The organism is Pseudomonas sp. NPDC087342 (genome assembly GCF_044744265.1).
GTDB classification, from domain to species: Bacteria; Pseudomonadota; Gammaproteobacteria; order Pseudomonadales; family Pseudomonadaceae; genus Aquipseudomonas; species Aquipseudomonas nunensis.
Window position 1 is genome coordinate 26,735 of sequence record NZ_JBIUXZ010000029.1, and the last position, 26,128, is coordinate 52,862.

The following is a 26,128-nucleotide window of genomic DNA, read 5'->3' on the forward strand; positions in this document are numbered from 1 at the left end:
TTCGCGACCCAACGGGGGCAAGCCCCCTCGCCACAGAGGCCCGCTCAGGCAACCAAGAACTCAGAGCTGTCCGTCACGATCCCGGAAGCCCAGCAAATACAGGACGCCATCCAGCCCAAGGGTGGAGATCGCCTGTTTTGCCGACTGCTTGACCAATGGCTTGGCCCGAAACGCCACGCCCAGCCCGGCAATCGCCAGCATCGGCAAGTCGTTGGCGCCGTCGCCGACCGCGATGGTCTGCTCCAGACGCAAACCTTCCTTGTGCGCCAGCTCTTTCAGCAGATCCGCTTTGCGCTGGGCGTCGACAATCGGCTCGACCGCCACGCCCGTGACCTTGCCGTCCACCACTTCCAGTTCGTTGGCAAACACGTAGTCGATGCCCAGTTTCGCCTGCAATTGCTTGGCGAAGTAGGTGAAGCCGCCAGACAGGATCGCGGTCTTGTAGCCCAAACGCTTGAGTTCGGCGAACAAGGTTTCGGCGCCTTCGGTCAGTCGCAACGACGCGCCGATCGAATCCAGCACGCTGACGTCCAGCCCTTTGAGCAACGCCAGGCGTTCCTTGAAGCTGGCGCGGAAGTCCAGCTCGCCGGCCATCGCCCGCTCGGTGATTTCGGACACCTGATCACCCACACCCGCTGCCTTGGCCAGTTCGTCGATGACTTCGGCTTCGATCAGCGTCGAGTCCATGTCGAATACCGCCAGACGGCGGTTGCGACGGAACAGCGAATCTTCCTGGAAGGCGATGTCGACGTTCAGTTCCTGGGCCACGCTGAGGAATTCGGCGCGCAGGGCCTGCGGATCAGCCGCCTCGCCACGCACCGAAAACTCGATGCAGCCCTTGCCCTTGTCGGCCGGGGTGTCCAGCGGCATACGCCCGGACAAACGATCGATATGGTCGATGTTCAGCCCGTATTTGGCGGTGATCGAGCTCACAGCCTGCAATTGCCCGGCGGTCACTTTGCGGGTCAACAGGGTGACGATGTGGCGCTTTTTCCCCTGATTGCCGACCCACTGCTGGTAATCCTCTTCGGATACCGGCGTGAAACGTACCTGCTGATCAAGTTCATAGCCCTTGAACAGGATGTCCTTGAGCACCGACTTGCCTTGCTCAGTGTCAGGAATTTCAACCAGGATGCCGAACGACAGGGTGTCGTGGATCACCGCCTGACCAATGTCGAGAATGTTCACACCACCCTGGGCCAGAACGCCGGTAATGGCCGCAGTCAGACCCGGTCGGTCGACTCCCGTGATGTTTATCAGGACGATTTCGCGCAAGGCGCACCCCCGCAGGTGGAAAAAAACCGCATTCTACCCACTTTCAGTGACCATCGGGCACCGTCAGCGCTTTGCCGGTCTAGGGCCTGTCGCTATACTGCGCGTCAACTTCACGGACAAAAGAGCCGAGCTCAGTGAACCGGCCCACGCCAGTAAAAACCGATAACTTCTTCCTGCTGATCTTCCGGGCACTGCGCCACCGCCGTGTACCGATCGCATTACGCATTGCCAGCCATAACGTGATCCTGGTCGCTCTGGCCCTGGTTATCTATGCCTGTGTGATGGGTTTGCAGTTCAAGCAGGCCATGCACGAGCAGGCCGATGCGCTGGGCGAAAGCCTGACCACGCAGACCGCCACCTCGGCCACCGAGCTGTTGGTGTCCAACGACATCCTCAGCCTCAATGTGCTGCTCAACAACCTGACCAAAAACAAGTTGGTGGCCCACGCCGCCATCTATAGCGTGGATAACCGCATCCTCGCCGAGTCCGGTCAGCGTCCCAAGCACAGCCTGTTGGGCGAAGCCGAGGGCATGTACGAGAGCAAGATCACTTTCCAGGACGTGACCGCCGGGCAACTGCGCATCAGCCTGGACATGGATCAGTTCCAGCAGCCGATGACCATCAGCCTGCAAAGCATGGGCATCCTGAGTGCAATTCTGCTCGCGTTGTCCCTGGCCTTGAGCCTGCGCCTGGGCCGGCACATCTCCACGCCGCTGATGCAATTGCGGGTGTGGCTGCGCAATATCGACGAATACACCCCGGCCACCGAGCGTCAGGATGAGATCGGCGACCTGGCGCGCCAACTGCACGCCAACTTCGCCCCGGAACCGGCCGAGCCTGAGCCGGTCCCGGAGCCTGAGTTCGACGACGCCGATTACGATGAAGAGGCTGATCCGGCCTTCGAAGTGCGTAATCTGCGGGACCCGAGCTTTGACGAGAGCAAACCGGTTGCCGGCCTCAAGCCTGCGCCGAAGCGCATTGTCAGCACCGTCGAAGACGATGACGATGATGACGCGTTCGCTGATTTGCGCGATGAGTCGGCAGACCACGCGCCGATAACGCTGGCCAAACCGGTGATCTCGAACGTGCCGCAGCACAGCGCGGTACTCGCCGTGCAACTGGGCGCCCAGGATCAACTGCGTCGCCTGCCGCGCACGCGCCTTGAGGAACTGCTCAAGCGTTATCGTGACTGCCTTGATCAGGCTGCTTCGCTGTATCAGAGCGAATTACACACTCTGAATGATGGCAGCACGCTGATGCTGTTCCACACCGAAGACAGCGGCGACGACTACCTGACCAACGCCATCTGCTGCGGTGAGTTGCTGCGCGCCTTGGGCCATCAGTTGCAGATCGAAGTCGCTGACAGCGGCATCACCCTGCAATTGCAGCTGGGCCTGACGCTGGGCGACGAGTTGTTCGGTCTGAGTCAGATCGACTTGCTGCTGACCGAGTCGGCTCAGGACGCCCTGGCCCTGTCGCAACACAGCCGCAACCTGCTGCTGGTGGAGCGCAAGATCGGCGACGACGCCCTGATCCGCCAGCGTGCGCGGATCCGGCCGATCGCCAGCCCTGAAGGCGCTTGCTGTGTAGAGCGGTTGATGGAGCCTTATCCATCGATGCTGGAACGGCAACTGGCGCGGATGCACGAACGCCGGGCGTAACCGCCCTGTAGTGAAAAAACCCGCAGACGAGTGATTGTCTGCGGGTTTTTTATTGCCACCCGAATCTTGTAGCAGCTGCCGAGCCTGCGAGGCTGCGTTCGGCTGCGCAGCAGTCGCAGATCAGCCAGCGTGCGAAGTGACGTTGTAAACCGTATAGACCATTGGCGAGGACTTCGTCCTCGAACGCAGCCTCGCAGGCTCGACAGCTGCTACAGCGAAGAGGCCGCCAGCAACACCGTAGATTCCCAACCCACAGAAACAACAAAGCCCGCATCGCTGCAGGCTTTGTGTTGAATCCATCAAGGCTTTAGAACCTGAACACTTCCATATCGGTACGAATCGGCGAAGCCATCGGGATCTTCGGCTGCTTGTCCTGCTCCGCTGCTGGCGCGACTGGCTTGGGCGCGGGTTTACGCGGGGCTTCAGCAATCGGTGGCTGGTTGGCCAGTGGCTTCAGCGCCACGGACAATTGCTCGGCCAAACGCTGCAACAACACACCCTGGGCCTGAACCTGAGCCGCTGTTCCGCCCGCGTGTTGCTCTTGCAGGTGAATGATGCGGTTATCGCGAACCTGGCCGCGACGGTCGATCAGACGCCATTGCGCATCCAGGATCGCCGGTTGCGACTCACCCGAGTCCAGGCGAGTAATCGTCAGCAGCACCTGCACATCCGGGGTAAACCCCAATGTTGCCGGTGCCAGCACGACGCGCTGGCTGTCCAGATGACCGGCAACCTGACGCAGCAGCAGCTGATCAATGTCCGAAGACAGGCTACCCGCCCAACGACCATCTTCCGACGCCTGGAGGCTGCCATCCGGCTGACGTTGCAGCAGGGTTTCGCGTTGCAGGTAGTCGGCAATCGTTACCGGGCCCAGCAATACGGCCATGCCAGCGCTTTGCGCAGGCTGAACCGGACTTCCGCTGTCCAGTTGATACAGCGACACCGGTTGGTGAACGCTGCAACCCGCCAGGCCAAGAACGCCAGCGAGCATCAAAATAAAAGGAAGGCGCAGAGCAGTCATCGTCCCATCCAGGTGGTTGCCACAAGGCTAACCACAGTGAAAATACTCAATAAATATGAAGAACGCTCGGCCACGCCGGCGCTTGAAAGGCCATATCATCCGTGAATATGCGTTCCGACTCCAGCGGCAAAGCGTCGATCTACGCGTTAAATCGTAGATCGAGCGCTCTAGGACGCTTAATTGAGGTTTTCGACGAGCAGCGCATCTACCCTCTGGAAGCCACGTGGCAGTTTATTACCACGACGCCCACGCTCACCTTTGTAGTGTTCGAGGTCGTCCGCCTTCAGTGACAAGGTACGTTTTCCGGCCTGTAGCACCAAGGTGGCGCCATCCGGCAGCACGGCGATGTCCGTGACATATTCTTCGCGACTGGCAACCCGCTCACCGGAAATACCGATGATCTTATTGCCTTTACCTTTACCTAATTGTGGCAGGTCGCTGATTTTGAAGATCAGCAGGCGACCTTCGGTCGTGACCGAGGCCAGCCAATTGTTCTCGCGATCAGTGACCGGGCGCGGAAGAATGACTTTCGAATTGTTCGGCAAACTCAGCAGCGCTTTACCGGCCTTGTTCTTGGCCTGGAAGTCTTCGCCTTTCACCACGAAACCGTAACCGGCGTCGGAGGCGATCACGTACAGCGAATCGTCTTCGGGCATCAGCACGCATTCAAACGTCGCCCCTGGCGGCGGGGTCAGGCGACCGGTCAACGGTTCGCCTTGGCCACGGGCCGATGGCAGCGTGTGGGAAGCCACCGAATAACTGCGACCGGTGGAGTCGATAAACACCGCAAACTGGTTGGAACGACCCGGCGCCAACGCCTTGAATCCGTCCCCGGCCTTGTAAGAAAGGCCGGTGGCGTCGATTTCATGGCCCTTGGCCGAGCGAACCCAGCCTTTTTCCGACAGCACGACCGTCACTTTCTCGTTTGGCAGCAGATCGTGCTCGGTCAGGGCTTTGGCTTCGGTGCGCTCGACGATTGGCGAGCGGCGGTCGTCGCCATAGGTTTCGGCGTCCTTGATCAGCTCGGTGCGCACCAGTTTTTTCAGCTTGGCTTCGCTGCCCAGCAAGGCTTGCAGCTTGGCTTGTTCCTTGAGCAGTTCATCCTGCTCGGCACGCAGCTTCATTTCTTCCAGTCGCGCCAATTGACGCAAACGGGTGTCGAGAATGTAGTCGGCCTGGATTTCGCTCAGGGCGAAACGCGCGATCAGTGCGGCTTTCGGGTGTTCCTCGGTGCGGATGATGTGGATCACTTCATCCAGGTTGAGGTAAGCGATCAACAAACCGTCCAACAGGTGCAGGCGACGCTCAACTTTGTCGAGGCGGAATTGCAGGCGACGACGCACGGTCTGCACCCGGAATTCCAGCCACTCGACCAGCAATGCCCGCAGGTTTTTCAGCTGCGGCTTGCCGTCGAGGCCGATGATGTTGATGTTGACCCGATAGCTCGACTCCAGCTCGGTGCTGGCGAACAGGTGCTGCATCAACGCATCGTGGTCGAAGTTTTTGCGCGCGCCGGGAATGATCACGATCCGGCACGGGTTTTCGTGGTCGGACTCGTCACGCAGGTCAGCGATCTGCGGAGCCTTGGAAGGCTTGGCCTGCATCATCGCGGCGATCTGTTCCAGCACCTTGGCACCCGAAACCTGATGCGGCAGCGCGGTGACGATGATGTCGCCGTCTTCGATGTGGTAAACGGCGCGCATACGCACCGAGCCCTTGCCGGTTTCGTACATTTTCAGCAGGTCGGCGCGGGGCGTGATGATTTCCGCTTCGGTCGGGTAATCCGGGCCCTGGATGTGTTCACAGAGCTGTTCGACCGTGGCTTTCGGCTCATCGAGCAAACGCACGCACGCCGTCGCGACTTCGCGCAGGTTGTGCGGCGGCACGTCGGTGGCCATGCCCACGGCGATACCCGTGGTGCCGTTGAGCAGGATGTTCGGCAAACGTGCCGGCAACACCAGCGGTTCGTCGAGGGTGCCGTCGAAGTTCGGGCCCCAGTCCGCAGTGCCCTGGCCCAGTTCGCTGAGCAGCACTTCGGAATAACGCGACAGCCGCGCCTCGGTGTAACGCATGGCGGCGAAGGACTTGGGATCATCCGGCGCACCCCAGTTACCCTGGCCGTCCACCAGCGTGTAGCGGTAGCTGAACGGCTGGGCCATCAGGACCATGGCTTCGTAGCAGGCCGAATCGCCGTGCGGGTGGAATTTACCGAGCACGTCACCGACGGTACGCGCCGATTTCTTGTGCTTGGAATCGGCGTCCAGCCCCAACTCGCTCATCGCATAGATGATGCGCCGCTGTACCGGTTTCAGGCCGTCGCCGATATGCGGCAAGGCACGGTCCATGATCACGTACATGGAGTAGTTGAGGTAGGCATTTTCGGTGAAGTCAGCCAGTGACCGGCGTTCTACACCGTCCAGGCTGAGATCAAGGGAGTCGCTCATGCGGGCCTCATCATTTCGTTGTCTGGCGCAGCAGCATGGTGCCACCGCGCTGGGTAAATTCAAGTTTGTTCAGTGCGCTCATACCGAGCAGCACTTGATTGCCATCCAGGCCTGGCACGACGATGGCGCGCACATCACGCAGCACAATGTCGCCCAGTTGCAGCCGGTCAACGCGGGTTCGATAACCCTCGGTGCGACCATTTGCAGTGCTCAGGGTCACCCCGAAGCCTTGTTCAAGTTTCAGCCGTTCGGCCATTTCTGCCGGGATCGCCACATCGGTCGCCCCGGTATCGAGCATGAAATTCACCGGCTGGCCGTTGATCTGGCCGCTGGCGACGAAATGCCCCTGGGTGTTGCCCACCAGTTTCACTTCGATAAAACCTTCGCCCTGCTCCGACGTGACCACCACGTTGGGATTTTGCTGACGCTCTTCCAACTGCCCGAAAAACCGCGTTGCCAGAAACAACGCCGCGCACCAGGCCAACACCATAAACACCCGACCGGCGCGTTTGCCCGGCGTTTGCTGGCTCATGGCTTGGCGCTCCAGCCACCTTCAGGCGCCGCGAAGCGCCAGACAATCGGGCGAACCTCGCCGTCGGCGCGGGGACCGAAGTTATTGTCGACCCCCATCCACGCACCGTCGGCGTCGATGATCAATGCCTCTTCCAAGCCGTAGTTCTGCGCATAACGCCGGTTTTTCTGTAATAGCTCGGCGGCATACGACCAGCAGCGCTCGACCTTGGCGGTCTGCGGGTCGCGACGACAGATCTGAAAGGCGTTGCGCTCAAGGGTAAACAGCTTGCCCTCGAACAATGACAAGTCGGAAAAATCCCGGTTGACCGCTTTCGCGTGAGGAAATTGTGGTGGCTGCATTTCCTTGCCGGCTTCGCTCAATAGCACACAGCGACCGTCGCAATCCCAGACCGTCTGTTGGCGTTTGATCAGCAACAAACCTCGGCTTTGACGCTCTGCGGCGAGCCACATCTGATCGCCTGCAGGGTTGATCGCCAGGCCTTCGAATATTGCGTTGAATTGCAGCAGCATGCCCCTGGCCCGCGCTTCGCGAACCATCATGGGCGAGATTTTCAGCCAGTTTGCCGGGCCCGTTGGCGGTACTTGCAGGACGGCCGCATGGCCTTCGCTGACGATGTAGCGATTGCCGGCGCTGTCGCAGGTGATGCCTTCGAAATCCAGGTCGCCGCCGCGCACGAAAGAAGCCGCCCAGGTCCGCGAACGCAAACCCCAGGGCAAACCGGTGTCCGGCACGGGAGGTACGTCGATGCGCACCACTTCGGCTTGCCAGGTGCTGGCGGTCGTGTCGAGACGGTAGATTTGATCATCGTCGCGATCGGAAACCGTCCACAGGTCCTTGCCGCACTGGGCCAGCCCCGACAGGTTGCCGCCGCGCATGCCATCGACGGCATGCTCGGACACCACGCGCAGCTCTGGCGCCGGCTCGGCAGACACCGTTAACGAGGTCAGCAGCAACGCACACGCCATGGCAAAGCCAAAGCGCATCAGCCCAGAACCTCGGCCAGGTTGCCCTTGGACTCCAGCCAGGATTTACGATCACCGGCGCGTTTCTTCGCCAGCAGCATGTCCATCATTTCCGAGGTCGCTTCGAAATCGTCCAGCGTCAACTGCACCAGGCGCCGCGTGTTCGGGTCCATGGTGGTTTCGCGCAACTGCGGCGGGTTCATTTCACCCAGGCCTTTGAATCGCGTGACCTGCGGCTTGCCGCGTTTCTTCTCGGCCACCAGGCGATCGAGGATGCCATCGCGCTCGGCTTCGTCGAGGGCGTAGTAAATCTCTTTGCCCAGGTCGATACGGTACAGCGGCGGCATCGCGACGTAGACGTGACCGGCATCCACCAACGGGCGGAAATGCTGGACGAACAACGCGCAGAGCAAGGTTGCGATGTGCAGACCGTCGGAGTCGGCGTCGGCGAGGATGCAGATCTTGCCGTAGCGCAGTTGGGCGATGTCCGTCGAGCCTGGATCGACCCCGATGGCCACGGCGATGTTGTGCACTTCCTGGCTGGCCAGCACTTCACTGCCGTCGACTTCCCAGGTGTTGAGGATCTTGCCGCGCAACGGCAAGATCGCTTGAAACTCTTTGTCCCGCGCCTGCTTGGCCGAACCGCCGGCGGAATCACCTTCCACCAGGAACAGCTCGGAACGCATCGGGTCCTGCCCGGCGCAGTCAGCGAGTTTGCCCGGCAGCGCCGGCCCTGCTGTGACGCGCTTGCGCTCGACTTTCTTGCTGGCCTTCAGACGACGGCCAGCGTTGTTGATCGCCAGCTCCGCCAGCAGCATGCCGGTTTCCGGGTTGGCGTTGAGCCACAGGCTGAACGCATCCTTGACCACCCCGGAAACGAAGGCCGCCGCTTCACGGGACGACAGGCGTTCCTTGGTCTGGCCGGAGAATTGTGGCTCCTGCATCTTCATCGACAGGACGAAGGCAATACGTTCCCAGACGTCTTCCGGCGCCAGCTTCACGCCGCGCGGCAACAGGCTGCGGAATTCGCAGAACTCGCGCATGGCATCGAGCAAACCCTGACGCAAACCGTTGACGTGGGTGCCGCCCTGGGCCGTCGGGATCAGGTTGACGTAGCTTTCCTGCACGCTGTCGCCACCTTCCGGCAGCCACAGCAGCGCCCAATCCACCGCTTCTTTATTACCGGCCAGGCTGCCGCAGAACGGCTCGTCCGGCAGGCGTTCGAAGCCGTTGACCGCGTCTACGAGGTAGGAACGCAGGCCGTCTTCGTAATGCCATTCGACTTTTTCGCCGGTGGCCTTGTCTTCAAAACTGACCAGCAGCCCCGGGCACAGCACGGCCTTGGCCTTGAGCACATGCTTGAGGCGGCTGATGGAGAATTTAGGTGAATCGAAGTATTTCGGGTCAGGCGCGAAGAACACGCTGGTGCCGGTGTTGCGCTTGCCGACGGTCCCGATGACTTCCAGCTCGGTTTTCTTGTAACCGTCGGCGAAGGTCATCTGGTATTCGTTGCCGTCACGCTTGACGCGCACCCGGACTTCGTTCGACAAGGCGTTAACCACGGAAATACCCACTCCGTGCAGACCGCCGGAGAACTGGTAGTTCTTGTTGGAAAACTTGCCACCCGCATGCAGCTTGGTGAGGATCAGCTCGACGCCCGACACGCCCTCTTCCGGGTGAATGTCCACCGGCATGCCACGGCCGTCATCGCTGACTTCCAGGGAGTGATCGGCGTGCAGGATGACCTGCACCGACGTCGCGTGCCCGGCCAAGGCTTCGTCGACGCTGTTGTCGATGACTTCCTGGGCGAGGTGGTTCGGCCGACTGGTGTCGGTGTACATGCCGGGGCGTTTGCGCACCGGGTCGAGGCCCGAGAGGACTTCGATGGCGTCTGCGTTATAAGAGCTAGCGCTGGGAGTGGCCATGGGGTCTCGTCGTCAATGTTCTGTGAAATAAGGGCGAGGGTTCACAGTGCTGTGAAATCAATCGCCTGATACAAATCTGCGCCGATGCCGGCAAAACTCAGCATTGCCGGCAATTGCCCGGCAAAGCCCTGAAAACTATGGTCGCCGCCGGCCTGGATGCGCAAGGCACAGGCTCGGTAATACTGCTGGGCGAGGCGGTAGTCCAGCGTTTCGTCGCCGGTCTGCAACCACACCTGATACCGCTGCGGATCCTGGGGCGCCGGCACTTCCAGCTCGACCAGGGCCGTCACATGGTCGTGGGTCAATTCCCAGGCTTCATCGGTATACAGGTTTTTCTGCGTCCCCAGATACCCGTCGAACATCCGGTGCGGACTGACGGCCGGGTTGATCAACAGGGCCTTGAGGCCATGCTGCTCGGCCAGGTGAGTCGCATAGTAGCCGCCGAGTGAGCTGCCGACCAGCAGCGGCCGCCCCAGCTCCTCAATCGCCCGATTCAACTGACCGATGGCCTCGCGCGGGTGGTGGTGCAACGCCGGAACCCGCAACTGATCGCTCAAGCCCAGACGCTCCATCACTGCCATCAACTGAGTCGCCTTTTTTGACGAAGGCGCACTGTTGAAACCGTGGATATAAAGGATCGAACCGGACATTAGAACTCCCTGAGCGTCGGGTAAAGAGGCGCAGTTTACAGGGAGACGGGGGGATCGGGGATATAGGCAGGAATCAGGTTGTCCGGACGGGCGTCATCGCGAGCAAGCTCGCTCCCACAGTTTTGACCGCGTACAGCCGGAAGAAATGGGTCGTCTGTCGGGACGCCTTCGCAGGCAAGCCTCGCTCCTACAAGTTGATCGAGTGCATTCGGGAGAGATTGGTAGGCTGGCAGGACGCTTTCGCAGGCAAGCCAGCTCCCACAGTTTTGACCGAGTACAGCCGGAAGAAACGGGTCGTCTGTCGGGACGCCTTCGCGGGCAAGCCTCGCTCTTACAAGTTGATCGAGTGCATTCGGGAGAGATTGGTCGTCTGGCAGGACGCCTTCGCGGGCAAGCCTGGCTCCTACAGTTTGACCGGGTACATTCGGGAGGGATTGGTCGTCTGGCAGGACGCCTTCGCGGGCAAGCCTCGCTCCTACAAGTTGATCGAGTGCATTCGGGAGAGATTGGTCGTCTGGCAGGACGCCTTCGCAGGCGAGCCAACTCCCACAGTTTTGACCGAGTACAGCCGGAAGAAATGGGTCGACTGTCGGGACGCCTTCGCGGGCAAGCCTGGCTCCTACAAGTTGATCGAGTGCATTCGGGAGAGATTGGTCGTCTGGCAGGACGCCTTCGCAGGCGAGCCAGCTCCCACAGTTTTGACCGAGTACAGCCGGGAGAAACGGGTCGACTGTCGGGACGCCTTCGCGGGCAAGCCTCGCTCCTACAAGTTGATCGAGTGCATTCGGGAGAGATTGGTCGTCTGGCAGGACGCCTTCGCAGGCGAGCCAGCTCCCACAGTTTTGACCGCGTACAGCCGGAAGAAACGGGTCGTCTGTCAGGACGCCTTCGCGGGCAAGCCTCGCTCCTACAGAAGCAGAAGCAGCCCAGCGCACACCGCCCCGCTTCTAACCACTCAAGGCCGAGCGTTAGCTCGCCTGCCCTTGATCTTGCTCTACCCGCCCCTTCGGGAGGCTGAGTGGAGGTGTTCATCTGGGGGTGGGCGCGTAGCGCCGTGCGGCGAAGCCGCACACATCGAGAGGAGGTCGAAGCGAAGCCGACCGTAGGCGATGCCCCCAGATGAGCACCGGAACGAAGGAACGCCGAGCCTAAGCGAGGGGCCGGACGCTCGGGGCGAGCCTTTTTTTGCTTACTTTTTTTTGGCGTTTGAAAAAAAAGTGAGTCGCCGTAAGGGCGAAACCCTAAGCCGCCGTTACCGCAGAAATGGATATGTACACAGTAGAAATCAATAACCGTCAGACCCGTAATCAACCGTGAAGTCAAACCCGGTAACCCGCTCCACACCCGTCTCAAGAACCCCATCAGGCAAAAGCCGCAACCACCGATACCCAGGCGCCTGCTCCCCCACCTTAAAGTCCTCACTCCCAGGCTCAAACTGAATACACGTCGAAGGCGAAGCCATCAACCGCACCCCATTACGATCCTGATCAAACTCCTGATGCACATGCCCCCACAAAACCGCGCGCACCTGAGGAAACCGATCCAACACCGCAAACAACCCCTCAGGATTACGCAACCCGATCGGCTCCATCCACGCACACCCAATCGACACCGGATGATGATGGAAGCACACCAAATGATGCCGCTCCGGCGCCTCACTCAAAGAACGCGCCAACAACTGCAACTGCTCATCCTGCAAATACCCCGGCACCGAACCCGGCACCGCCGAATCAAGCAAGGTAATCCGCCAGTTGGCCAGATCCACCACCGACTCCAACAGCGCGCTTTGCACCGCCGCCTCGGCCATGACCATAGGCTCATCGTGATTCCCCGGAATCCAGCGTGCCGGAGCATCAAGCTGTCGGGTCAGATTGCGAAACTGCTGATACGACTCCAACGTCCCGTCCTGGGAAATATCGCCGCTCGCAACAATCAGATCGATCTGCGGTTGCTGCTGACGCACCAGCTCGATGACCTTTTGCAGGCTGTCCCGCGTATTCATGCCCAGCAACGTACCGTCCGCCTCGGCGAACAAGTGACTGTCGGAGATTTGCACCAGCAACGCCGAATCGGCGGTGGTCAATGTGGATACGCTCGGCAAGGCGTTCTCCCGGGGCTGAATCACGGAATTGGATAGAGGCCGCAATTATGCTGGGGGAAGGTCAAAAGAGGAAACGTATGAACCGGACGCAGTTCACATCTATCGAACGACTGCGTACTCGTGCCCACACGCCAGACAGTGACTCAGCCATTCCCCCAGGAACAGATTGAGCTGGGCCTTTTCATCCGGCTGATGCATCGCGGCATTCGGGTAAGGATAGATGCCACGGAAGCGTCTTGCATGTTCGGCGCTGACCACCTCGGCCATGCAGGCGTCGTGGTAGACCTGAACTTCCAGTTGCGGCACCGGCAGCCATGGCAGGCTGTGCTCCTGGCGCACTTGCAGGGTCGTGGTGTACGGGTTGACTTGCAGCACTTCCAGGGCCAGTACGCCGAGCATCTGGTCACCCTGGGTCACGGCGATGCGCCGTGCCTCGGGCTCGCTGCGCATGTCCGGCAGCAGTCGCATCAAACGCGCGTAGTTCGCCTCGCAGGAGGCTTGCAGCCCCACGAGGTCCACCCGATAGCGATCGCGCAGCTTGTTTACGACCATAACCCCCTCACTTCAGCGCGGTTCAAAGCAAGCCATTGCAAAGCAATGATGCTGGCCGCGTTGGCAATTCGTCCGTCGCGTACGGCCTGCAGGGCATCTTCGAAGGCCCAGACCGTGACGCGGATATCTTCCGCTTCTTCTGCCAGTCCATGCAGCCCCCCTACTCCAGTACTGTCGCAACGCCCCAGGTACAAATGCACGAATTCGTTACTGCCGCCCGGGGACGGGAAATACTTGGTCATCGGCCAAAGCGCCCCGAACACAAGCCCAGCTTCCTCCTGCGCTTCGCGGTGAGCAACTTCTTCCGGTTCTTCGTCTTTATCGATCAGACCGGCGACCAATTCGATCAACCACGGGTTAGTCGTCTTGCCCATGGCGCCAACGCGAAACTGCTCGATCAACACCACTTCGTCGCGCTGCGGATCGTAAGGCAGCACGCACACCGCATCGTGGCGCACGAACACTTCACGATTGATTTCGCGACTCATGCCGCCAGCGAATAATTCATGGCGCAAATGCAGGCGATCGAGCTTGTAGAAACCCGCGTAGCACTGTTCGCGTCGAACGATCTCAACGTTGGTTGGAATGGCGTTGGCAAAATCAGTCATGACAATCCTCTCTACTGCAATCCGTTACGAGGCTCCTTTTTGTTACGTGCAACCTCGACTTCGCGCCATCCTAACGCGCCCGCGACCTTTGATGCAGCCCCTTTACCTTCAGCGGGATAGACGGTGAGGGCGAAACCAACTCTAATTAGCTTAGTGGCGAACTGACTGCTCCGTTGATAGTCGAAGCGGTAACTTTTCGCCTTTCCCTGTTTTATGAAGGACGCCCATGTCGCTTTTTAAAATCGCCTCCGTGGCCGCTATCGCCCTGACCCTGGGCGCTTGCCAGAGCCTGTTCCAACCCAACTACCGGACGCCGCTGGAAACCACCCGCGATGCTTCGGAAATCCTCAAGCCGGGTTGCACCACGCCTGATTGCCCGTTGGTGAACATCGACACCCTGCGTTTCCCGGACGAGCCACAGCTGGACGGCATCGTCGAAAAGAACCTGCTGCAATTGACCCGCACCCCGGACGCCCCGGCAGCGCCGACCCTGGCCGCCTATCGCGATCAGTTTTTGCGCACCGCCGCACCGCGTTCCAGCAGCTATTTGCAAGCCAAGGTACGTGAGCAGCATGACGGCTTGGTGATCGTTGAATTTTCCAGCTACCTGGACACCGGCGGCGCGCATGGCACACCGGGCCGCAGCTTTATCAACTATTCGCGCCAGCAGCATAAAGTGCTGAGCCTGTCGGATATGTTGCTGCCGGGTCAGGAAGAAGCGTTCTGGAAAGCCGCGCAGGTGGCGCACAACAGCTGGCTGATCAGCACCAAGCTTGATCAGGAAGCGGATTTCCTGAAAACCTGGCATTTCCAGAAAACCCAGAACGTGGCGCTGACCTACGGTGGGGTGATCCTCAAGTACGAAGTGAGCACCATCGCGCCTTACGCGTTGGGCCACATCGAACTGAAGATCCCCTACCCGCGCCTCAATGGCATTCTCAGGCCCGAGCTGTTTCCCGGCCGTAACTGAAGGCTCGACCGAGCACCAGTTGCAGCAGCCCTGCCAGTACCAGCGACGGCAGGGTTGCGCCGACATCCGGATACAGATTAGCCAGCAAATGATAGGTGCTCACCCCGCCCAACCAGGCGAGCAACGCTGGCCAGCGCAATGCGGCTGATGCGACCTGGGCACTGCGTTTGCGCAAGATGAAGTGATCCACCAGCACCACGCCGAACAACGGCGCAAACACCGAACCGATCAACAACAGGAAGTTCTGGTACTGGGCCAATGGCGCCAGGCACGCGATCAGTGTGCAAATCACGCCGATGGCCAATGCCAGGTGCTCGACTTTCAAGCGCAACAGAATCCCGCTCGACACCGCCGCCGAGTGAATATCGGCAAAGGCGTTTTCCGACTCGTCCAGCAGAATCAGCAGCAGCGGAATCCCCAGGCCGGCACCCGCCAGCGCCAACAGCAAGGCATTCACTTCACCGCTCGGCGCAAACGCCAGGGTGTAGGCCACGCCCAGGCTCATCAGCCAGAAGTTACCGATAAAGAAACCCAGCGCGGTGCCGCCGAACACGTTTTTCGCACGCTTGCCGAAACGCGAGTAGTCGGCAATCAGCGGCAGCCAGGACAGCGGCATCGCAATCGCAATGTCGAAACCCACGGCAAACGGCATCGAACCATCACCGGCCTGGTGCCACAGCGCCGCCAGATCGGCTTTGGTGAACAGGTTCCAGGTCAGCCAGATGCACGCGGCCAGCAGCAGCCAGATGCCCCACTTGCGCAGGATCTGCCGTACGAAAGTCAGCGGGCCGCTCACGGCCAACAAGGTCGCCAAGCCACCGAAAAATACGGTCCAGAGCAGCGGATTCGACAGCAGGCTGCCTTCGCTGAACGCCTTGGCGCCAAGCAGGCTGGCGGCGTCACGCATGACGATGATTTCAAACGAGCCCCAACCGATCAGTTGCAGCAGGTTCAGCACCGCCGGCAGGCTTGCGCCACGTTTGCCGAGGCTGAGTTTGAGCGCGGCCATCGACGACAGGCCGGTATCGCTGCCGATCACGCCGACGGCAGCCAGCAGCAAAACGCCAACCAGGGTGCCGAGGAAAATCGCCAGCAACGAGCCGGACAGACCCAAACCTGGCGCGAGCAAAGCACCGGTCTGCAAAACCATCAGGCCGATACCGAGGGAGAACCACAGGGAAAACAGATCGCGGCCGCCGAAGACACGTTTGTCTTTTGGCACCGCGATGTCAGGGGAATAGGTGCTGGGTTGAATGCTCAAGGGTGTTATCTCAGAGGGATAAGTGTGTCATTGAGATCTTGGCTGTCTGGTCTGGCGCCATCGCGAGCAAGCTCGCTCCCACAGGGGACTTGCGGCGCTCACAAATCCCTTGTGGGAGCGAGCTTGCTCGCGATAGCGGCGGTGCAAGCACCGCCGACCTCAGGTCAGATCAAACCTTCTTGTACAGCTGACTGCCTTCCTGCTTGAACCGCTCTGCCTGGTCCGCCAATCCCTGGGCGACTTCGGCGTCTACTGTTTCGATCCGCTGGTTGGCCGCGTATTCACGGACTTCCTGGGTGATTTTCATCGAGCAGAATTTCGGCCCGCACATGGAGCAGAAGTGCGCGACCTTGGCCGAATCCTTCGGCAGGGTTTCATCGTGATACGAGCGTGCGGTATCCGGGTCGAGGCCCAGGTTGAACTGGTCTTCCCAACGGAATTCGAAACGCGCCTTGCTCAACGCATTGTCACGAATCTGCGCGCCCGGATGGCCCTTCGCAAGGTCAGCGGCGTGCGCGGCGATCTTGTAGGTGATGATCCCGGTCTTCACGTCATCCTTGTTCGGCAGGCCCAAGTGTTCCTTCGGCGTGACGTAGCAAAGCATGGCGCAACCGAACCAACCGATCATCGCCGCACCGATGCCGGAAGTGATGTGGTCGTAGCCCGGCGCGATGTCGGTGGTCAGCGGGCCGAGGGTGTAGAACGGCGCCTCATCGCAGCACTCAAGCTGCTTGTCCATGTTCTCTTTGATCAACTGCATCGGCACGTGGCCGGGGCCTTCGATCATGCACTGCACGTCGTGCTTCCAGGCAATCTTGGTCAACTCGCCGAGGGTTTCCAGCTCACCGAATTGCGCGGCGTCGTTGGCGTCGGCAATCGAGCCCGGACGCAGGCCATCGCCCAGCGAGAAGCTGACGTCGTAGGCCTTCATGATTTCGCAGATGTCTTCGAAATGCGTGTAGAGGAAGTTCTCTTTGTGATGCGCCAGGCACCACTTGGCCATGATCGAACCGCCACGAGACACGATGCCGGTCACGCGCTTGGCGGTCAGGGGCACGTAGCGCAGCAACACGCCGGCGTGGATGGTGAAGTAATCGACGCCCTGCTCGGCCTGCTCGATCAGCGTGTCGCGGAACAACTCCCAAGTCAGGTCTTCGGCAGCACCGCCGACTTTTTCCAGGGCCTGATAAATCGGCACCGTACCGATCGGCACCGGCGAGTTGCGGATGATCCACTCGCGGGTTTCGTGAATGTGTTTGCCGGTGGACAAGTCCATGACCGTGTCCGAACCCCAGCGAATGCCCCAGGTCAGTTTCGCCACTTCTTCTTCGATGGACGAACCCAGGGCGCTGTTGCCGATGTTGCCGTTGATCTTCACCAGGAAGTTACGGCCGATGATCATCGGTTCCAGTTCGGTGTGGTTGATGTTGGCCGGAATGATCGCGCGGCCACGGGCGATTTCGTCGCGGACAAATTCCGGGGTGATGATTTTCGGCACGCTGGCGCCGAAGCTGTGACCGGCGTGTTGCTGGTCCAGCAGCCCGGCGGCGCGGGCCACTTCGAGCTTCATGTTTTCGCGGATGGCAACGTATTCCATCTCGGCGGTGATGATGCCTTTGCGGGCATAGTGCATCTGGCTGACGTTGGCCCCGGCCTTGGCGCGGCGCGGGTTGTTCACGTGGGCGAAACGCAGCTTGGTCAGCTCGGCATCAGCGAGGCGTTCCTGGCCGAAGTTGGAGCTCAGGCCCGGCAGGCGCTCGGTGTCGCCACGGGATTCGATCCACGGCGAACGCACATCGGCCAGGCCTTTGCGCACGTCGATGATGACGTTGGGATCGGTGTAAGGGCCCGAGGTGTCGTACACAACCACAGGCGCGTTGATCTCACCGCCGAAGTCGGTCGGGGTCACATCAAGGCTGATTTCGCGCATTGGCACGAGGATGTCCGGGCGGGAACCCTGGACATAGATTTTTTGCGAGCGGGTAAACGGTTGAACCGACTGTTGATCGACTTGGGCCGAATCACTCAGGTTCGTCGTATTTTTTAGTTTTATCGTCATCACGGGCTCTCCAGACAGCATCCAGCAGTGGATTTTTGTCGGAGCGAACCTGTAACGAATGGACGCGACCAATCAGCCATGAAAATGCCGTTGGTGCTGTGCTCTGTGCTCGAGGGCTGTCGACTGTCGATTGTCGAACAACATCCCGGACGAAGCACAAGAGGACTCGCCGGGTGACGAGAAATCTTGTTCCCTACGCAGGCGCTAACCTGATCAGGTTCAACGGGATCCGAAATTATTCGATCTCAGCCTCATAGCAAGGCACCCCGACAAGAACCCGGCCAGTCTAGACACAACTGGCAAAGAACGCCAACACCGCGGTAAACACCATGATGAATGGCGCAATTAGCAGATTGTTGCGGTACGCGCGTGCAACTACACTCGCTACGCCTAGCCACGCCTTGACGCTACGCGGGCCGCGCCTTACCTTTGGCGCTCAAATTATCAGCGTAATTTTTTAGGGATGGCCTCATGCTGCGCAAACTCTCACTGGCCCTTGCCGTGTCTTGTGCGTCCAATGGAATGGCCTGGGCAGCTGAAGCGCCCTTATCCACCAAGACCGACCTTGTCAGCGTCTATCAGGAAGCGGTGGACAACAACGCCGACCTGGCTGCCGCCCGCGCGCAATACGGCGCGCAAAAAGAAGTCGTGCCCCAGGCCCGTGCCGGCCTGCTGCCGAACCTGTCGGGCGGGGCCAACCTGAGTTCGGTGCGCACCCAGCTCGATCAGCCGTCCGGCACCGCCAATCGCGATGCCCACTCCTATCAGGCGACATTGGCTCAGCCACTGTTCCGTGCCGATCGCTGGTTCCAGTTCCAGGCCGCCAAGGACGTCAACGAGCAAGCCTCGTTGCAACTGTCGGCCACCGAGCAGAACCTGATCCTGCAATCGGCGGAAAGCTATTTCAACGTGCTGCGCAGCCAGGACAACCTGGCCTCGACCAAGGCTGAAGAAGCGGCGTTCAAGCGCCAGCTCGACCAGTCCAACGAGCGCTTCGACGTCGGCCTGTCGGACAAGACCGACGTGCTGCAATCCCAGGCCAGTTATGACACTGCGCGGGCCAACCGGATCCTCGCCCAGCGTCAGGTGGACGATGCGTTTGAAGCGCTGATCACTCTGACCAACCGCCAGTACAACTCGATCCAGGGCATCGTTCATACACTGCCGATCCTGCCGCCAGCGCCGAACGACGCCAAGGCCTGGGTCGACACCGCCGCCAAACAGAACCTGAATCTGCTGGCCAGCAACTACGCGGTCAGCGCCGCCGAAGAAACCCTCAAGCAACGCAAGGCCGGCCACGCGCCGACCCTCGATGCGATAGCGAAATACGAAAAGGGTGACAACGACGCGCTGGGCTTCAGCAACCCGAGCGCCTTCGGCCAGCCTTACGGCGGCAACGTCGAACAGACCACCGTCGGCCTGCAAGTGAACATCCCGATCTACAGCGGCGGCCTGATCAATTCCCAGGTGCGCGAGTCCTACTCACGCCTTGACCAGACCGAGCAACAGCGCGAGCAACTGCGCCGGCAAGTGGTGGAAAACACCCGCAACCTGCACCGCGCGGTGAACACCGACGTCGAGCAGGTGCAGGCGCGCAAGCAGTCGATCATCTCCAACCAGAGCGCGGTGGAAGCGACCGAAATCGGTTATCAGGTGGGGACGCGCAACATCGTCGACGTGCTGGATGCCCAGCGCCAGCTGTACACCTCGGTGCGCAACTACAACAACACCCGCTACGACTACATCCTCGACAACCTGCGCCTGAAGCAGGCGGCCGGCACGTTGAACCCTGGGGATTTGCAGGATCTGTCGCGCTATCTCAAGGCTGACTACAACCCGGATAAAGACTTCCTGCCACCGGACCTGGCCAAGGCTGCGGCTGAGCAACTCAAGGCCCGGCCGGGTCAATAAAAAAAACCCCTGTGGCGAGGGGGCTTGCCCCCGTTGGGCTGCGAAGCGGCCCCAATCCCTGAGAATGCGATCTGCCAGTTAGAACGCATTTGCTGATTTACGACTGCTTCGCAGCCGAACGGGGGCAAGCCCCCTCGCCACAGAAGCTTGTTCCCACAGGTTGATTAGCGGTGGATCAGGATTTGTCGATCAACCGCCCCAACCCATCCAGCAACCGCTGCAATGCGCCCTGATTGGTGCGCATCACTTTCAACCCCGCCTCCGCCATCCGCTGCGCATCTCGCGGCAATTCGAACAAGCGCTGCACCGCCACCGCCAATCCTTCCGCATCATCGACTTCAGCCGACGCCCCGGCACTGCGCAACTGCGCGGCGATTTCGAGGAAGTTGAACAAGTGCGGACCGCTCAAAACAGGCTTGGCCAGCGCCGCCGGCTCCAGAAGGTTATGCCCGCCATTCGGCACCAGGCTGCCGCCGACAAACGCGCTGTCGGCCAAGGCATACAGAAACAGCAACTCGCCCATGGTGTCGCCCAGCAGCACCGAAGTATCGGCAGTCACCGGTTCACCCGTGGATCGCCGCACCGTGGCGAAACCCTGCTGCTTGCACAGCTCGAACACTGAATTGAAACGCTCCGGGTGACGCGGCACCAGAATCAGCAAGGTATCGGGATGACTGGCCAGCAATTGACGATGGGCCGCCAGCACCACTTCGTCTTCGCCTTCGTGGGTGCTGGCGGCGATCCATACCGGACGCTCCAGCGCCTGCCACTGCCCGCGCAACTCGGCGGCGCTCTGAAGCAGTTGCGGGTCGATGGTCAGGTCGAACTTGATCGAGCCGGTGACTTCGACGGTTTCCGCACGCGCACCAAGTGAACGGAAGCGCTCGGCCTCAGCTTCGGTCTGCACCGCAAACAAGCTCATCTCGGCCAGCATTGGCCCGGTCAGTTTATGGAAACGGCCATAGCCTTTGGCCGAGCGCTCGGACAACCGCGCATTGGCCAACGCCACGGGGATACCGCGCTTGGCGCATTGGTGAATGTGGTTCGGCCACAGTTCGGTTTCCATGATCACCGCCAGCGTCGGCTGAACCCGATCCAGGAACCGCGCCGCCGCGCACGGCAGGTCATAAGGCAAATAACAGTGCTGAATGCGCGGCTCGTTGGCGAACAAGGCCTGGATGCGTTCCGAGCCGGTCGGGGTCATGCAGGTCACGGTGATCGGCAGCGTCGGATAACGTTGCAGCAAGGCGCGGATCATCGGCGCCGCCGCGATGCTTTCGCCCACGGACACGGCGTGCACCCAGATGCCGCCCGGCTTCATGACCGGCAACCCGTAGGAGAACCGCTCGCCAATGCGCTTGGCATACGCCGGCGCCTTGCGCGAACGCAGCCACAGTCGAATCGCTACCAGTGGCAGCCCCAGATAAAACAGCGCGGTGTAGAGAGTTCTATTCATGGCGGCGGAGTTTATCGGGTTTTCAGCCGATCGCCTGCAAGTGCACGGCAAAACGTTCGGCCAACCAACGCGCCGCTGGCCCGAGCGGTTCGTCGCGGCGCCAGACCAATTCCACCACCAGCGCCGGCGGGGTCCATTCGCTGACCAGTTCGACCATCTGCCGTTGATACCCCGAATACTGCACCACGTTGCGCGGCAACCACGCCCAGCCGAGGCCGCGCATCAGCAATTCGGCGATGACGTAGAAGCTGTCAGCGCGCCAGACCTGCGGGCTGGCCGGCTCGCTACCGGGATAAACGCTGGATTGCGCAGCCATCAGCAATTGGCGATGTTGGGCCAGTTGCTGGCAGTTGACCTCATCCAGCGCCGCCAAGGGATGGCCGACGCCACACACGGTGACCATTTCGATGCTGCCCAATACCCGCCGCTCCAGCGCCTCGGGAATCTGGTCGTGGTAGAACAACAAACCGAGATCGGCGCGGCGCTCCAAGAGTTTTCTCGCCACATCGCCCTGGGTGCCGTTGGACAATTGCACTTCCAGGCTGGGAAACTGCACCGCGAGCGCGCTGAGACTGTCGACGATCGGCTGAAAAGGCATCGCCTCATCCTGGGCCAGACGGATGCGTGCTTCCTGGCCGCGCATCATTGCCAGCGCCCGACCGTTCAAACGCTCACACTGTCGCAGCACCTCGCGCGCCTCTTCGAGCAAGGCACTGCCGGCCTCGGTCAGCTTCGGCTGGCGGCCGCTGCTGCGGTCGAACAGGCTCACGCCGAGGTCTTCTTCAAGCAACGCAATAGAGCTGCTGACCGCCGACTGCGCCTTGCGCTGGTCTCGCGCCACCGCCGAAAACGAGCGCTGCTCCGCTACGCTGACAAACAGGCGCAGCTGTTCCAGGTTCCATTGCATGTTCATGGCTCGACCTATCTCGATGGCAGATAGGTAATGACTTTACCGCATCTGGGGAATCTCTAGAATGCCGACCTCAGAAAGCAACACTTCACACGAGGATTACCCCATGACCGCTTACTACTACCTGGCCATCGCCATCTGCGCCGAAGTGATCGCCACTGTTTCGATGAAAGCGGTCAAAGGTTTCAGCACGCCCCTGCCGCTGATCCTGGTGATCGTCGGCTACGGCATCGCGTTCTGGATGCTGACCCTCGTGGTGCGCAGCGTGCCGGTGGGTGTGGCTTACGCGGTGTGGGCCGGGATGGGGATTGTGATGGTCAGCGTCGCGGCGCTGTTTATCTATGGGCAGAAGCTGGATGTGCCGGCGATGTTGGGGATGGCGCTCATTGTGTTGGGCGTCGTAGTGATCCAGCTCTTCTCCAAAACCGCCGGGCACTAAGATCAGAAGCCCGATCCATTGTGGGAGCGAGCTTGCTCGCGATGGCGGCATGACATTCAGCTTCGATGTTGACTGACCCACCGCTATCGCGAGCAAGCTCGCTCCCACAGGGGTTTGTGTCTGGCCATCGATTGATCACCAGCAAAACCTCCAATCTTCGAGTCTGTATACTGCGCCCTCGTCTTGAACACTGAGGTCGCTGCATGCCATCCGTTATTTCCACCGACGTTCTGATTGTCGGCGCTGGTGTCGCCGGCCTCTGGCTCAACGCGCGTCTGCGCCGTCAGGGGTTTTCGACCGTGCTGGTGGAAAGCGCCACCCTCGGTGGCGGGCAGAGTGTGAAGTCCCAGGGCATCATTCATGGCGGCGCCAAATACGCGCTGCATGGCGCCCTGACCGGTGCCTCCGAAGCCATCGCCGACATGCCGCGCCGTTGGCGTGAAGCGCTGGCCGGTGACGGCGAGTTGGACCTGAGCGGCGTGCGCCTGCTGTCCGAAGCCCATTACCTCTGGTCCCCGGGCACGATCGCCGGCAACCTCACGAGTTTCTTCGCCAGCAAAGCCGTGCGCGGGCGGGTCGATCAGGTCAAGGGCGATCAGCTACCGCCGGCCCTGCAAGACAAGCGCTTCAAGGGCAAGGTGTATCGCTTGGCCGAACTGGTGATCGACGTGCCGAGCCTGATCCAGCGCCTCGCCGATCTGGCCGGTGACGGCTTGCTCGCCGGGCAAACCATCGAACCGTTGCTGGAAGGTGGAATTCTGGTCGGCCTGACCGTCGACGGACGCGACATCCGCGCCCAGCGCATCGTCCTCAGTGCCGGTGCCGGCACCGCCACGCTGCTCGAAGCATTGGGGCTGAGCCAACCCGCGATGCAGCGCCGGCCGTTGCACATGATCATCGCCAAAGGCCCGAGCCTTAAACCGCTGTACGCCCACTGCCTGGGCGGCGGGACCAAACCGCGCATCACCGTCACCACCCATCCGGCCGCCGATGGCCAGTGGGTCTGGTACTTGGGCGGTGACATTGCCGAAGCCGAAGGCGTGGCCCGCGAACCCGCCGAGCAAATCGCCACGGCGCAGAAAGAACTCGGTCAATTGCTGCCGTGGATCGACCTGAGCACCGTGCAATGGGCGACCCTGCGCGTGGATCGTGCCGAGCCGCTGCAAACCGGCCTGACCCGTCCGGACAACGCGTTCCTGGCCGAAGAGGGTCGGCTGCTGGTCGGTTGGCCAACCAAACTGGCGCTGGCGCCTGACTTCGCCGATCGCGTCATCGCCAGCCTGGCCCGCGACGGCATTCAACCCGGCCCGTCGGCACCATTGCCCGATCTGCCAAAACCACCGATGGGCGTTCCTGCCTGGGAGCAACTGCTGCCATGAGCGTAAAAACCCTGCACGACTTGCATCGCCCGCTGGGCAGCACCGGCCTGCTGGTTTCGCCCTTGGGCCTGGGCACGGTAAAACTCGGTCGCGACCAAGGCGTGAAATACCCCAACGGTTTCCAGATCCCTGGCGATGACGAAGCACGAATGCTGCTCAAGCTCGCCCGCGACATGGGCATCAACCTGATCGACACCGCCCCGGCCTACGGTCGCAGCGAAGAACGACTCGGCCCGTTGCTGCGCGGTCAGCGTCAGGAGTGGGTGATCGTCAGCAAGGTCGGCGAAGAGTTTGCCGATGGTGAGTCCCGCCACGATTTCAGCGCTGCCCACACCCGCCTCTCGGTGGAGCGCAGCCTGCAACGTCTGGAAACGGATTTTATCGACCTGGTGCTGGTGCACTCCGACGGCAACGACCTTGCGATCCTCAACGACTGCGAAGTCTACGAGACACTTGCCGAGCTCAAGGCCGAAGGCAAGATTCGCGGTTTCGGTTTTTCCGGTAAAACCGTCGAAGGCGGCTTGAAGGCTCTGGAACAGGGCGATTGCGCGATGGTCACCTACAATCTCAACGAACAAAACGAGAAAGCTGTCATTGACTATGCTGCTTCCCACGGCAAAGCGATCCTGGTGAAAAAAGCCCTCGCCAGCGGTCACGTCTGCCTCAGCCCCGGCGTGGACCCGGTGCGCGCCAGCTTCGAGTTGTTGTTTGAACATCCGGGCGTTGCCAGTGCTATTGTCGGGACCATCAATCCGCTGCACCTCGCCCACAACGTCGCGACCGTTGCCCAGGTCCTTCGTAGTAACTGACGCCGCCCACGCGGCCTTAAGCAGGAGCCGACATGCCGCGTACGCTCATTAGAAAGAATCCGAGCAACTTCAAGACCCTGCCGTTGTACGTCGAAGCGACTCCCGAAGGCCTGAGTTATCAGAGCGTGGGGATGCCGCTCAATTTCTCCCAGACCCTGCAACGCCGTCGCCCGGTCGCCGTGGCTGACAGCGAACGGTTCGCCGTGGAACTGGCCAACCTCGGGGTTTCGGTGCGCCTGACCCTGCATTGGCAGAACCGCGATTATTGGGTGCTGGTGCGTCAGCGTCGGCAGGATCGCGGCGACGTGGTGCTCAAGCTGATTTCCGGTTATGTACCCGCTCATGAGTTGAACCTGCCGCTGCACACGGCGATCCAGGAGATTGCCGAAGAGTGCCTGCTGGAAACCCCGGAAGGCTGGCTCGGGGGGCGTTTCAACGACACCTGGCTGCCGGCGCCCTACTCCTCTGCCCTGCATTACCGCGAAGCCCTGCCGTTTCGCCTGTCGCCACTGTCCGGTTCGGCGCGCCCGGTGCGCTGCGCCAACATGCAGTTGATCGAACGGCCGCGAGCTTATGTGCATTTGCCCACCGCTTCGCTGCAACTGATCTACGATTTGCGCCTGGACGTGCCCAAGGAAGCCAAGTCCCTGAGTCTGTTTCATGTGGACGAACGCCTTGAAGGCGACCAGTTAGTGGCACGGCTGGATCGTAAACGGCCGGACTTGTACCTGATGCCATTGCAGGATGGCCAGCCGATGGCTGAGCTCTACACGCTGAAAAAAGATCAACTGTACCCGGCGAGCACCCGTGGTTTGTACCTGGCCGAGAGCTTTGCCCAGCAGGAAGGCTGGCTGGTGCGCGATGAGCGGATTCGCTGGAAGGATTGGGTGCGGCAACAGGGCCTGGCGCCGCCGGGGAAGGATTCAGGATTGGCGCGGTTGCGGGGGAAGGCGAAGCAGTTGCTGAAGAAAATCGTGCCGCGTAAAAAAGTCGGTTCTTAAAAGCAAAAGATCGCAGCCTTCGTCAGCTCCTACAGGTGTACATATAACCCTGTAGAGCTGCCGAAGGCTGCGATCTTTTGACTTTGTGGCGAGGGAGCTTGCTCCCGCTCGGCTGCGAAGCAGTCGTAAACCGGCCAGATGCGATTAACCTGAATAATCGCGGTGTATGGTTTTAGGGCCGCTTCGCGCCCCAACGGGA

General features: G+C 60.8%; 21 protein-coding genes and 1 riboswitch. Of the genes, 7 read left to right on the forward strand and 14 right to left on the reverse strand.

The window, feature by feature from the left end; translation table 11 throughout:
- Nucleotides 1–60 precede the first annotated feature (60 nt).
- Complete coding sequence (gene serB / locus ACIOYV_RS29995) at nucleotides 61–1,275, reverse strand: phosphoserine phosphatase SerB (RefSeq protein WP_054053330.1); 1,215 nt, start codon at nucleotides 1,273–1,275, stop codon at nucleotides 61–63.
- A gap of 134 nt (nucleotides 1,276–1,409) precedes the next feature.
- On the opposite strand from serB, the gene ACIOYV_RS30000 reads away from it, so the two are divergent.
- Nucleotides 1,410–2,936 (forward strand): AhpA/YtjB family protein, encoded by a 1,527-nt coding sequence (locus ACIOYV_RS30000; protein ID WP_163907991.1) that lies wholly within the window; start codon nucleotides 1,410–1,412, stop codon nucleotides 2,934–2,936.
- A gap of 307 nt (nucleotides 2,937–3,243) precedes the next feature.
- Here the strand turns inward: ACIOYV_RS30000 and ACIOYV_RS30005 are convergent, their stop codons facing one another.
- The 9 genes from ACIOYV_RS30005 to ACIOYV_RS30045 form a co-directional block, all read right to left on the reverse strand.
- Nucleotides 3,244–3,957: a membrane integrity-associated transporter subunit PqiC gene (locus ACIOYV_RS30005; RefSeq protein WP_163907989.1), complete on the reverse strand. Its 714-nt coding sequence runs from the start codon at nucleotides 3,955–3,957 to the stop codon at nucleotides 3,244–3,246.
- A 176-nt stretch (nucleotides 3,958–4,133) separates the two neighbouring features.
- On the reverse strand, nucleotides 4,134–6,401 hold the full coding sequence (parC, locus tag ACIOYV_RS30010) for a DNA topoisomerase IV subunit A (RefSeq protein ID WP_163907987.1): 2,268 nt from the start codon (nucleotides 6,399–6,401) through the stop codon (nucleotides 4,134–4,136).
- Nucleotides 6,402–6,411: 10 nt separating this feature from the next.
- Nucleotides 6,412–6,933, reverse strand: coding sequence for a TIGR02281 family clan AA aspartic protease (locus tag ACIOYV_RS30015; RefSeq protein WP_054053322.1), 522 nt, complete (start codon nucleotides 6,931–6,933; stop codon nucleotides 6,412–6,414).
- Entirely contained in the window at nucleotides 6,930–7,919 is a 990-nt protein-coding gene (locus ACIOYV_RS30020; RefSeq protein WP_401329669.1) for an esterase-like activity of phytase family protein, read from the reverse strand. The genes ACIOYV_RS30015 and ACIOYV_RS30020 overlap by 4 nt, the downstream gene beginning before the upstream one ends.
- Nucleotides 7,919–9,823 carry a DNA topoisomerase IV subunit B gene (parE, locus tag ACIOYV_RS30025; protein ID WP_163907983.1) on the reverse strand — a complete coding sequence of 635 codons (1,905 nt, stop codon included), beginning with the start codon at nucleotides 9,821–9,823 and terminating at the stop codon, nucleotides 7,919–7,921. The genes ACIOYV_RS30020 and parE overlap by 1 nt, the downstream gene beginning before the upstream one ends.
- Before the next feature lie 41 nt (nucleotides 9,824–9,864).
- Nucleotides 9,865–10,473, reverse strand: coding sequence for a YqiA/YcfP family alpha/beta fold hydrolase (locus ACIOYV_RS30030; protein ID WP_401329671.1), 609 nt, complete (start codon nucleotides 10,471–10,473; stop codon nucleotides 9,865–9,867).
- 1,285 nt (nucleotides 10,474–11,758) lie between these two features.
- Nucleotides 11,759–12,574 carry a 3',5'-cyclic-AMP phosphodiesterase gene (gene cpdA / locus ACIOYV_RS30035; RefSeq protein ID WP_054616408.1) on the reverse strand — a complete coding sequence of 272 codons (816 nt, stop codon included), beginning with the start codon at nucleotides 12,572–12,574 and terminating at the stop codon, nucleotides 11,759–11,761.
- Nucleotides 12,575–12,673: 99 nt separating this feature from the next.
- The gene (locus ACIOYV_RS30040; RefSeq protein WP_054053309.1) at nucleotides 12,674–13,126 is read right to left on the reverse strand and encodes a DUF1249 domain-containing protein; all 453 of its coding nucleotides are present in this window, start codon (nucleotides 13,124–13,126) and stop codon (nucleotides 12,674–12,676) included.
- Nucleotides 13,117–13,734: an NUDIX domain-containing protein gene (locus tag ACIOYV_RS30045; protein ID WP_163907977.1), complete on the reverse strand. Its 618-nt coding sequence runs from the start codon at nucleotides 13,732–13,734 to the stop codon at nucleotides 13,117–13,119. Before ACIOYV_RS30045 ends, ACIOYV_RS30040 begins: the two co-directional genes overlap by 10 nt.
- A gap of 226 nt (nucleotides 13,735–13,960) precedes the next feature.
- On the opposite strand from ACIOYV_RS30045, the gene ACIOYV_RS30050 reads away from it, so the two are divergent.
- Nucleotides 13,961–14,704 (forward strand): RsiV family protein, encoded by a 744-nt coding sequence (locus ACIOYV_RS30050; RefSeq protein WP_054053306.1) that lies wholly within the window; start codon nucleotides 13,961–13,963, stop codon nucleotides 14,702–14,704.
- Here ACIOYV_RS30050 and cytX read toward each other — a convergent pair.
- Together cytX and thiC are read right to left on the reverse strand one after the other, a co-directional pair.
- Nucleotides 14,673–15,965: a putative hydroxymethylpyrimidine transporter CytX gene (gene cytX, locus ACIOYV_RS30055; RefSeq protein ID WP_163907976.1), complete on the reverse strand. Its 1,293-nt coding sequence runs from the start codon at nucleotides 15,963–15,965 to the stop codon at nucleotides 14,673–14,675. The genes ACIOYV_RS30050 and cytX overlap by 32 nt on opposite strands.
- Nucleotides 15,966–16,134: 169 nt before the next feature.
- Complete coding sequence (thiC, locus tag ACIOYV_RS30060; RefSeq protein ID WP_054053301.1) at nucleotides 16,135–18,024, reverse strand: phosphomethylpyrimidine synthase ThiC; 1,890 nt, start codon at nucleotides 18,022–18,024, stop codon at nucleotides 16,135–16,137.
- 173 nt (nucleotides 18,025–18,197) lie between these two features.
- Nucleotides 18,198–18,303: riboswitch (TPP riboswitch) on the reverse strand.
- A gap of 192 nt (nucleotides 18,304–18,495) precedes the next feature.
- On the opposite strand from thiC, the gene ACIOYV_RS30065 reads away from it, so the two are divergent.
- Complete coding sequence (locus tag ACIOYV_RS30065; RefSeq protein WP_401329678.1) at nucleotides 18,496–19,935, forward strand: TolC family outer membrane protein; 1,440 nt, start codon at nucleotides 18,496–18,498, stop codon at nucleotides 19,933–19,935.
- 175 nt (nucleotides 19,936–20,110) lie between these two features.
- Here ACIOYV_RS30065 and waaA read toward each other — a convergent pair whose 3' ends face one another.
- Both waaA and ACIOYV_RS30075 read right to left on the reverse strand, forming a co-directional pair.
- Nucleotides 20,111–21,391: a lipid IV(A) 3-deoxy-D-manno-octulosonic acid transferase gene (waaA, locus tag ACIOYV_RS30070; RefSeq protein ID WP_401329681.1), complete on the reverse strand. Its 1,281-nt coding sequence runs from the start codon at nucleotides 21,389–21,391 to the stop codon at nucleotides 20,111–20,113.
- A 22-nt stretch (nucleotides 21,392–21,413) separates the two neighbouring features.
- A complete protein-coding gene (locus tag ACIOYV_RS30075; protein WP_054053295.1) occupies nucleotides 21,414–22,304 on the reverse strand; it encodes a LysR family transcriptional regulator in 891 nt (296 codons plus the stop codon).
- Nucleotides 22,305–22,407: 103 nt separating this feature from the next.
- Here ACIOYV_RS30075 and ACIOYV_RS30080 point away from each other — a divergent pair, with 103 nt between their 5' ends.
- The 4 genes from ACIOYV_RS30080 (at nucleotide 22,408) to ACIOYV_RS30095 (ending at nucleotide 25,929) form a co-directional block, all read left to right on the forward strand.
- Nucleotides 22,408–22,740: a multidrug efflux SMR transporter gene (locus tag ACIOYV_RS30080; protein ID WP_008027887.1), complete on the forward strand. Its 333-nt coding sequence runs from the start codon at nucleotides 22,408–22,410 to the stop codon at nucleotides 22,738–22,740.
- Nucleotides 22,741–22,943: 203 nt separating this feature from the next.
- Nucleotides 22,944–24,119, forward strand: coding sequence for an NAD(P)/FAD-dependent oxidoreductase (locus ACIOYV_RS30085; RefSeq protein ID WP_401329685.1), 1,176 nt, complete (start codon nucleotides 22,944–22,946; stop codon nucleotides 24,117–24,119).
- Nucleotides 24,116–24,928 (forward strand): aldo/keto reductase, encoded by an 813-nt coding sequence (locus ACIOYV_RS30090; RefSeq protein ID WP_401329688.1) that lies wholly within the window; start codon nucleotides 24,116–24,118, stop codon nucleotides 24,926–24,928. The genes ACIOYV_RS30085 and ACIOYV_RS30090 overlap by 4 nt, the downstream gene beginning before the upstream one ends.
- A 32-nt stretch (nucleotides 24,929–24,960) precedes the next feature.
- Nucleotides 24,961–25,929: a hypothetical protein gene (locus ACIOYV_RS30095; RefSeq protein ID WP_054053289.1), complete on the forward strand. Its 969-nt coding sequence runs from the start codon at nucleotides 24,961–24,963 to the stop codon at nucleotides 25,927–25,929.
- The last annotated feature ends 199 nt before the right edge of the window (nucleotides 25,930–26,128 follow it).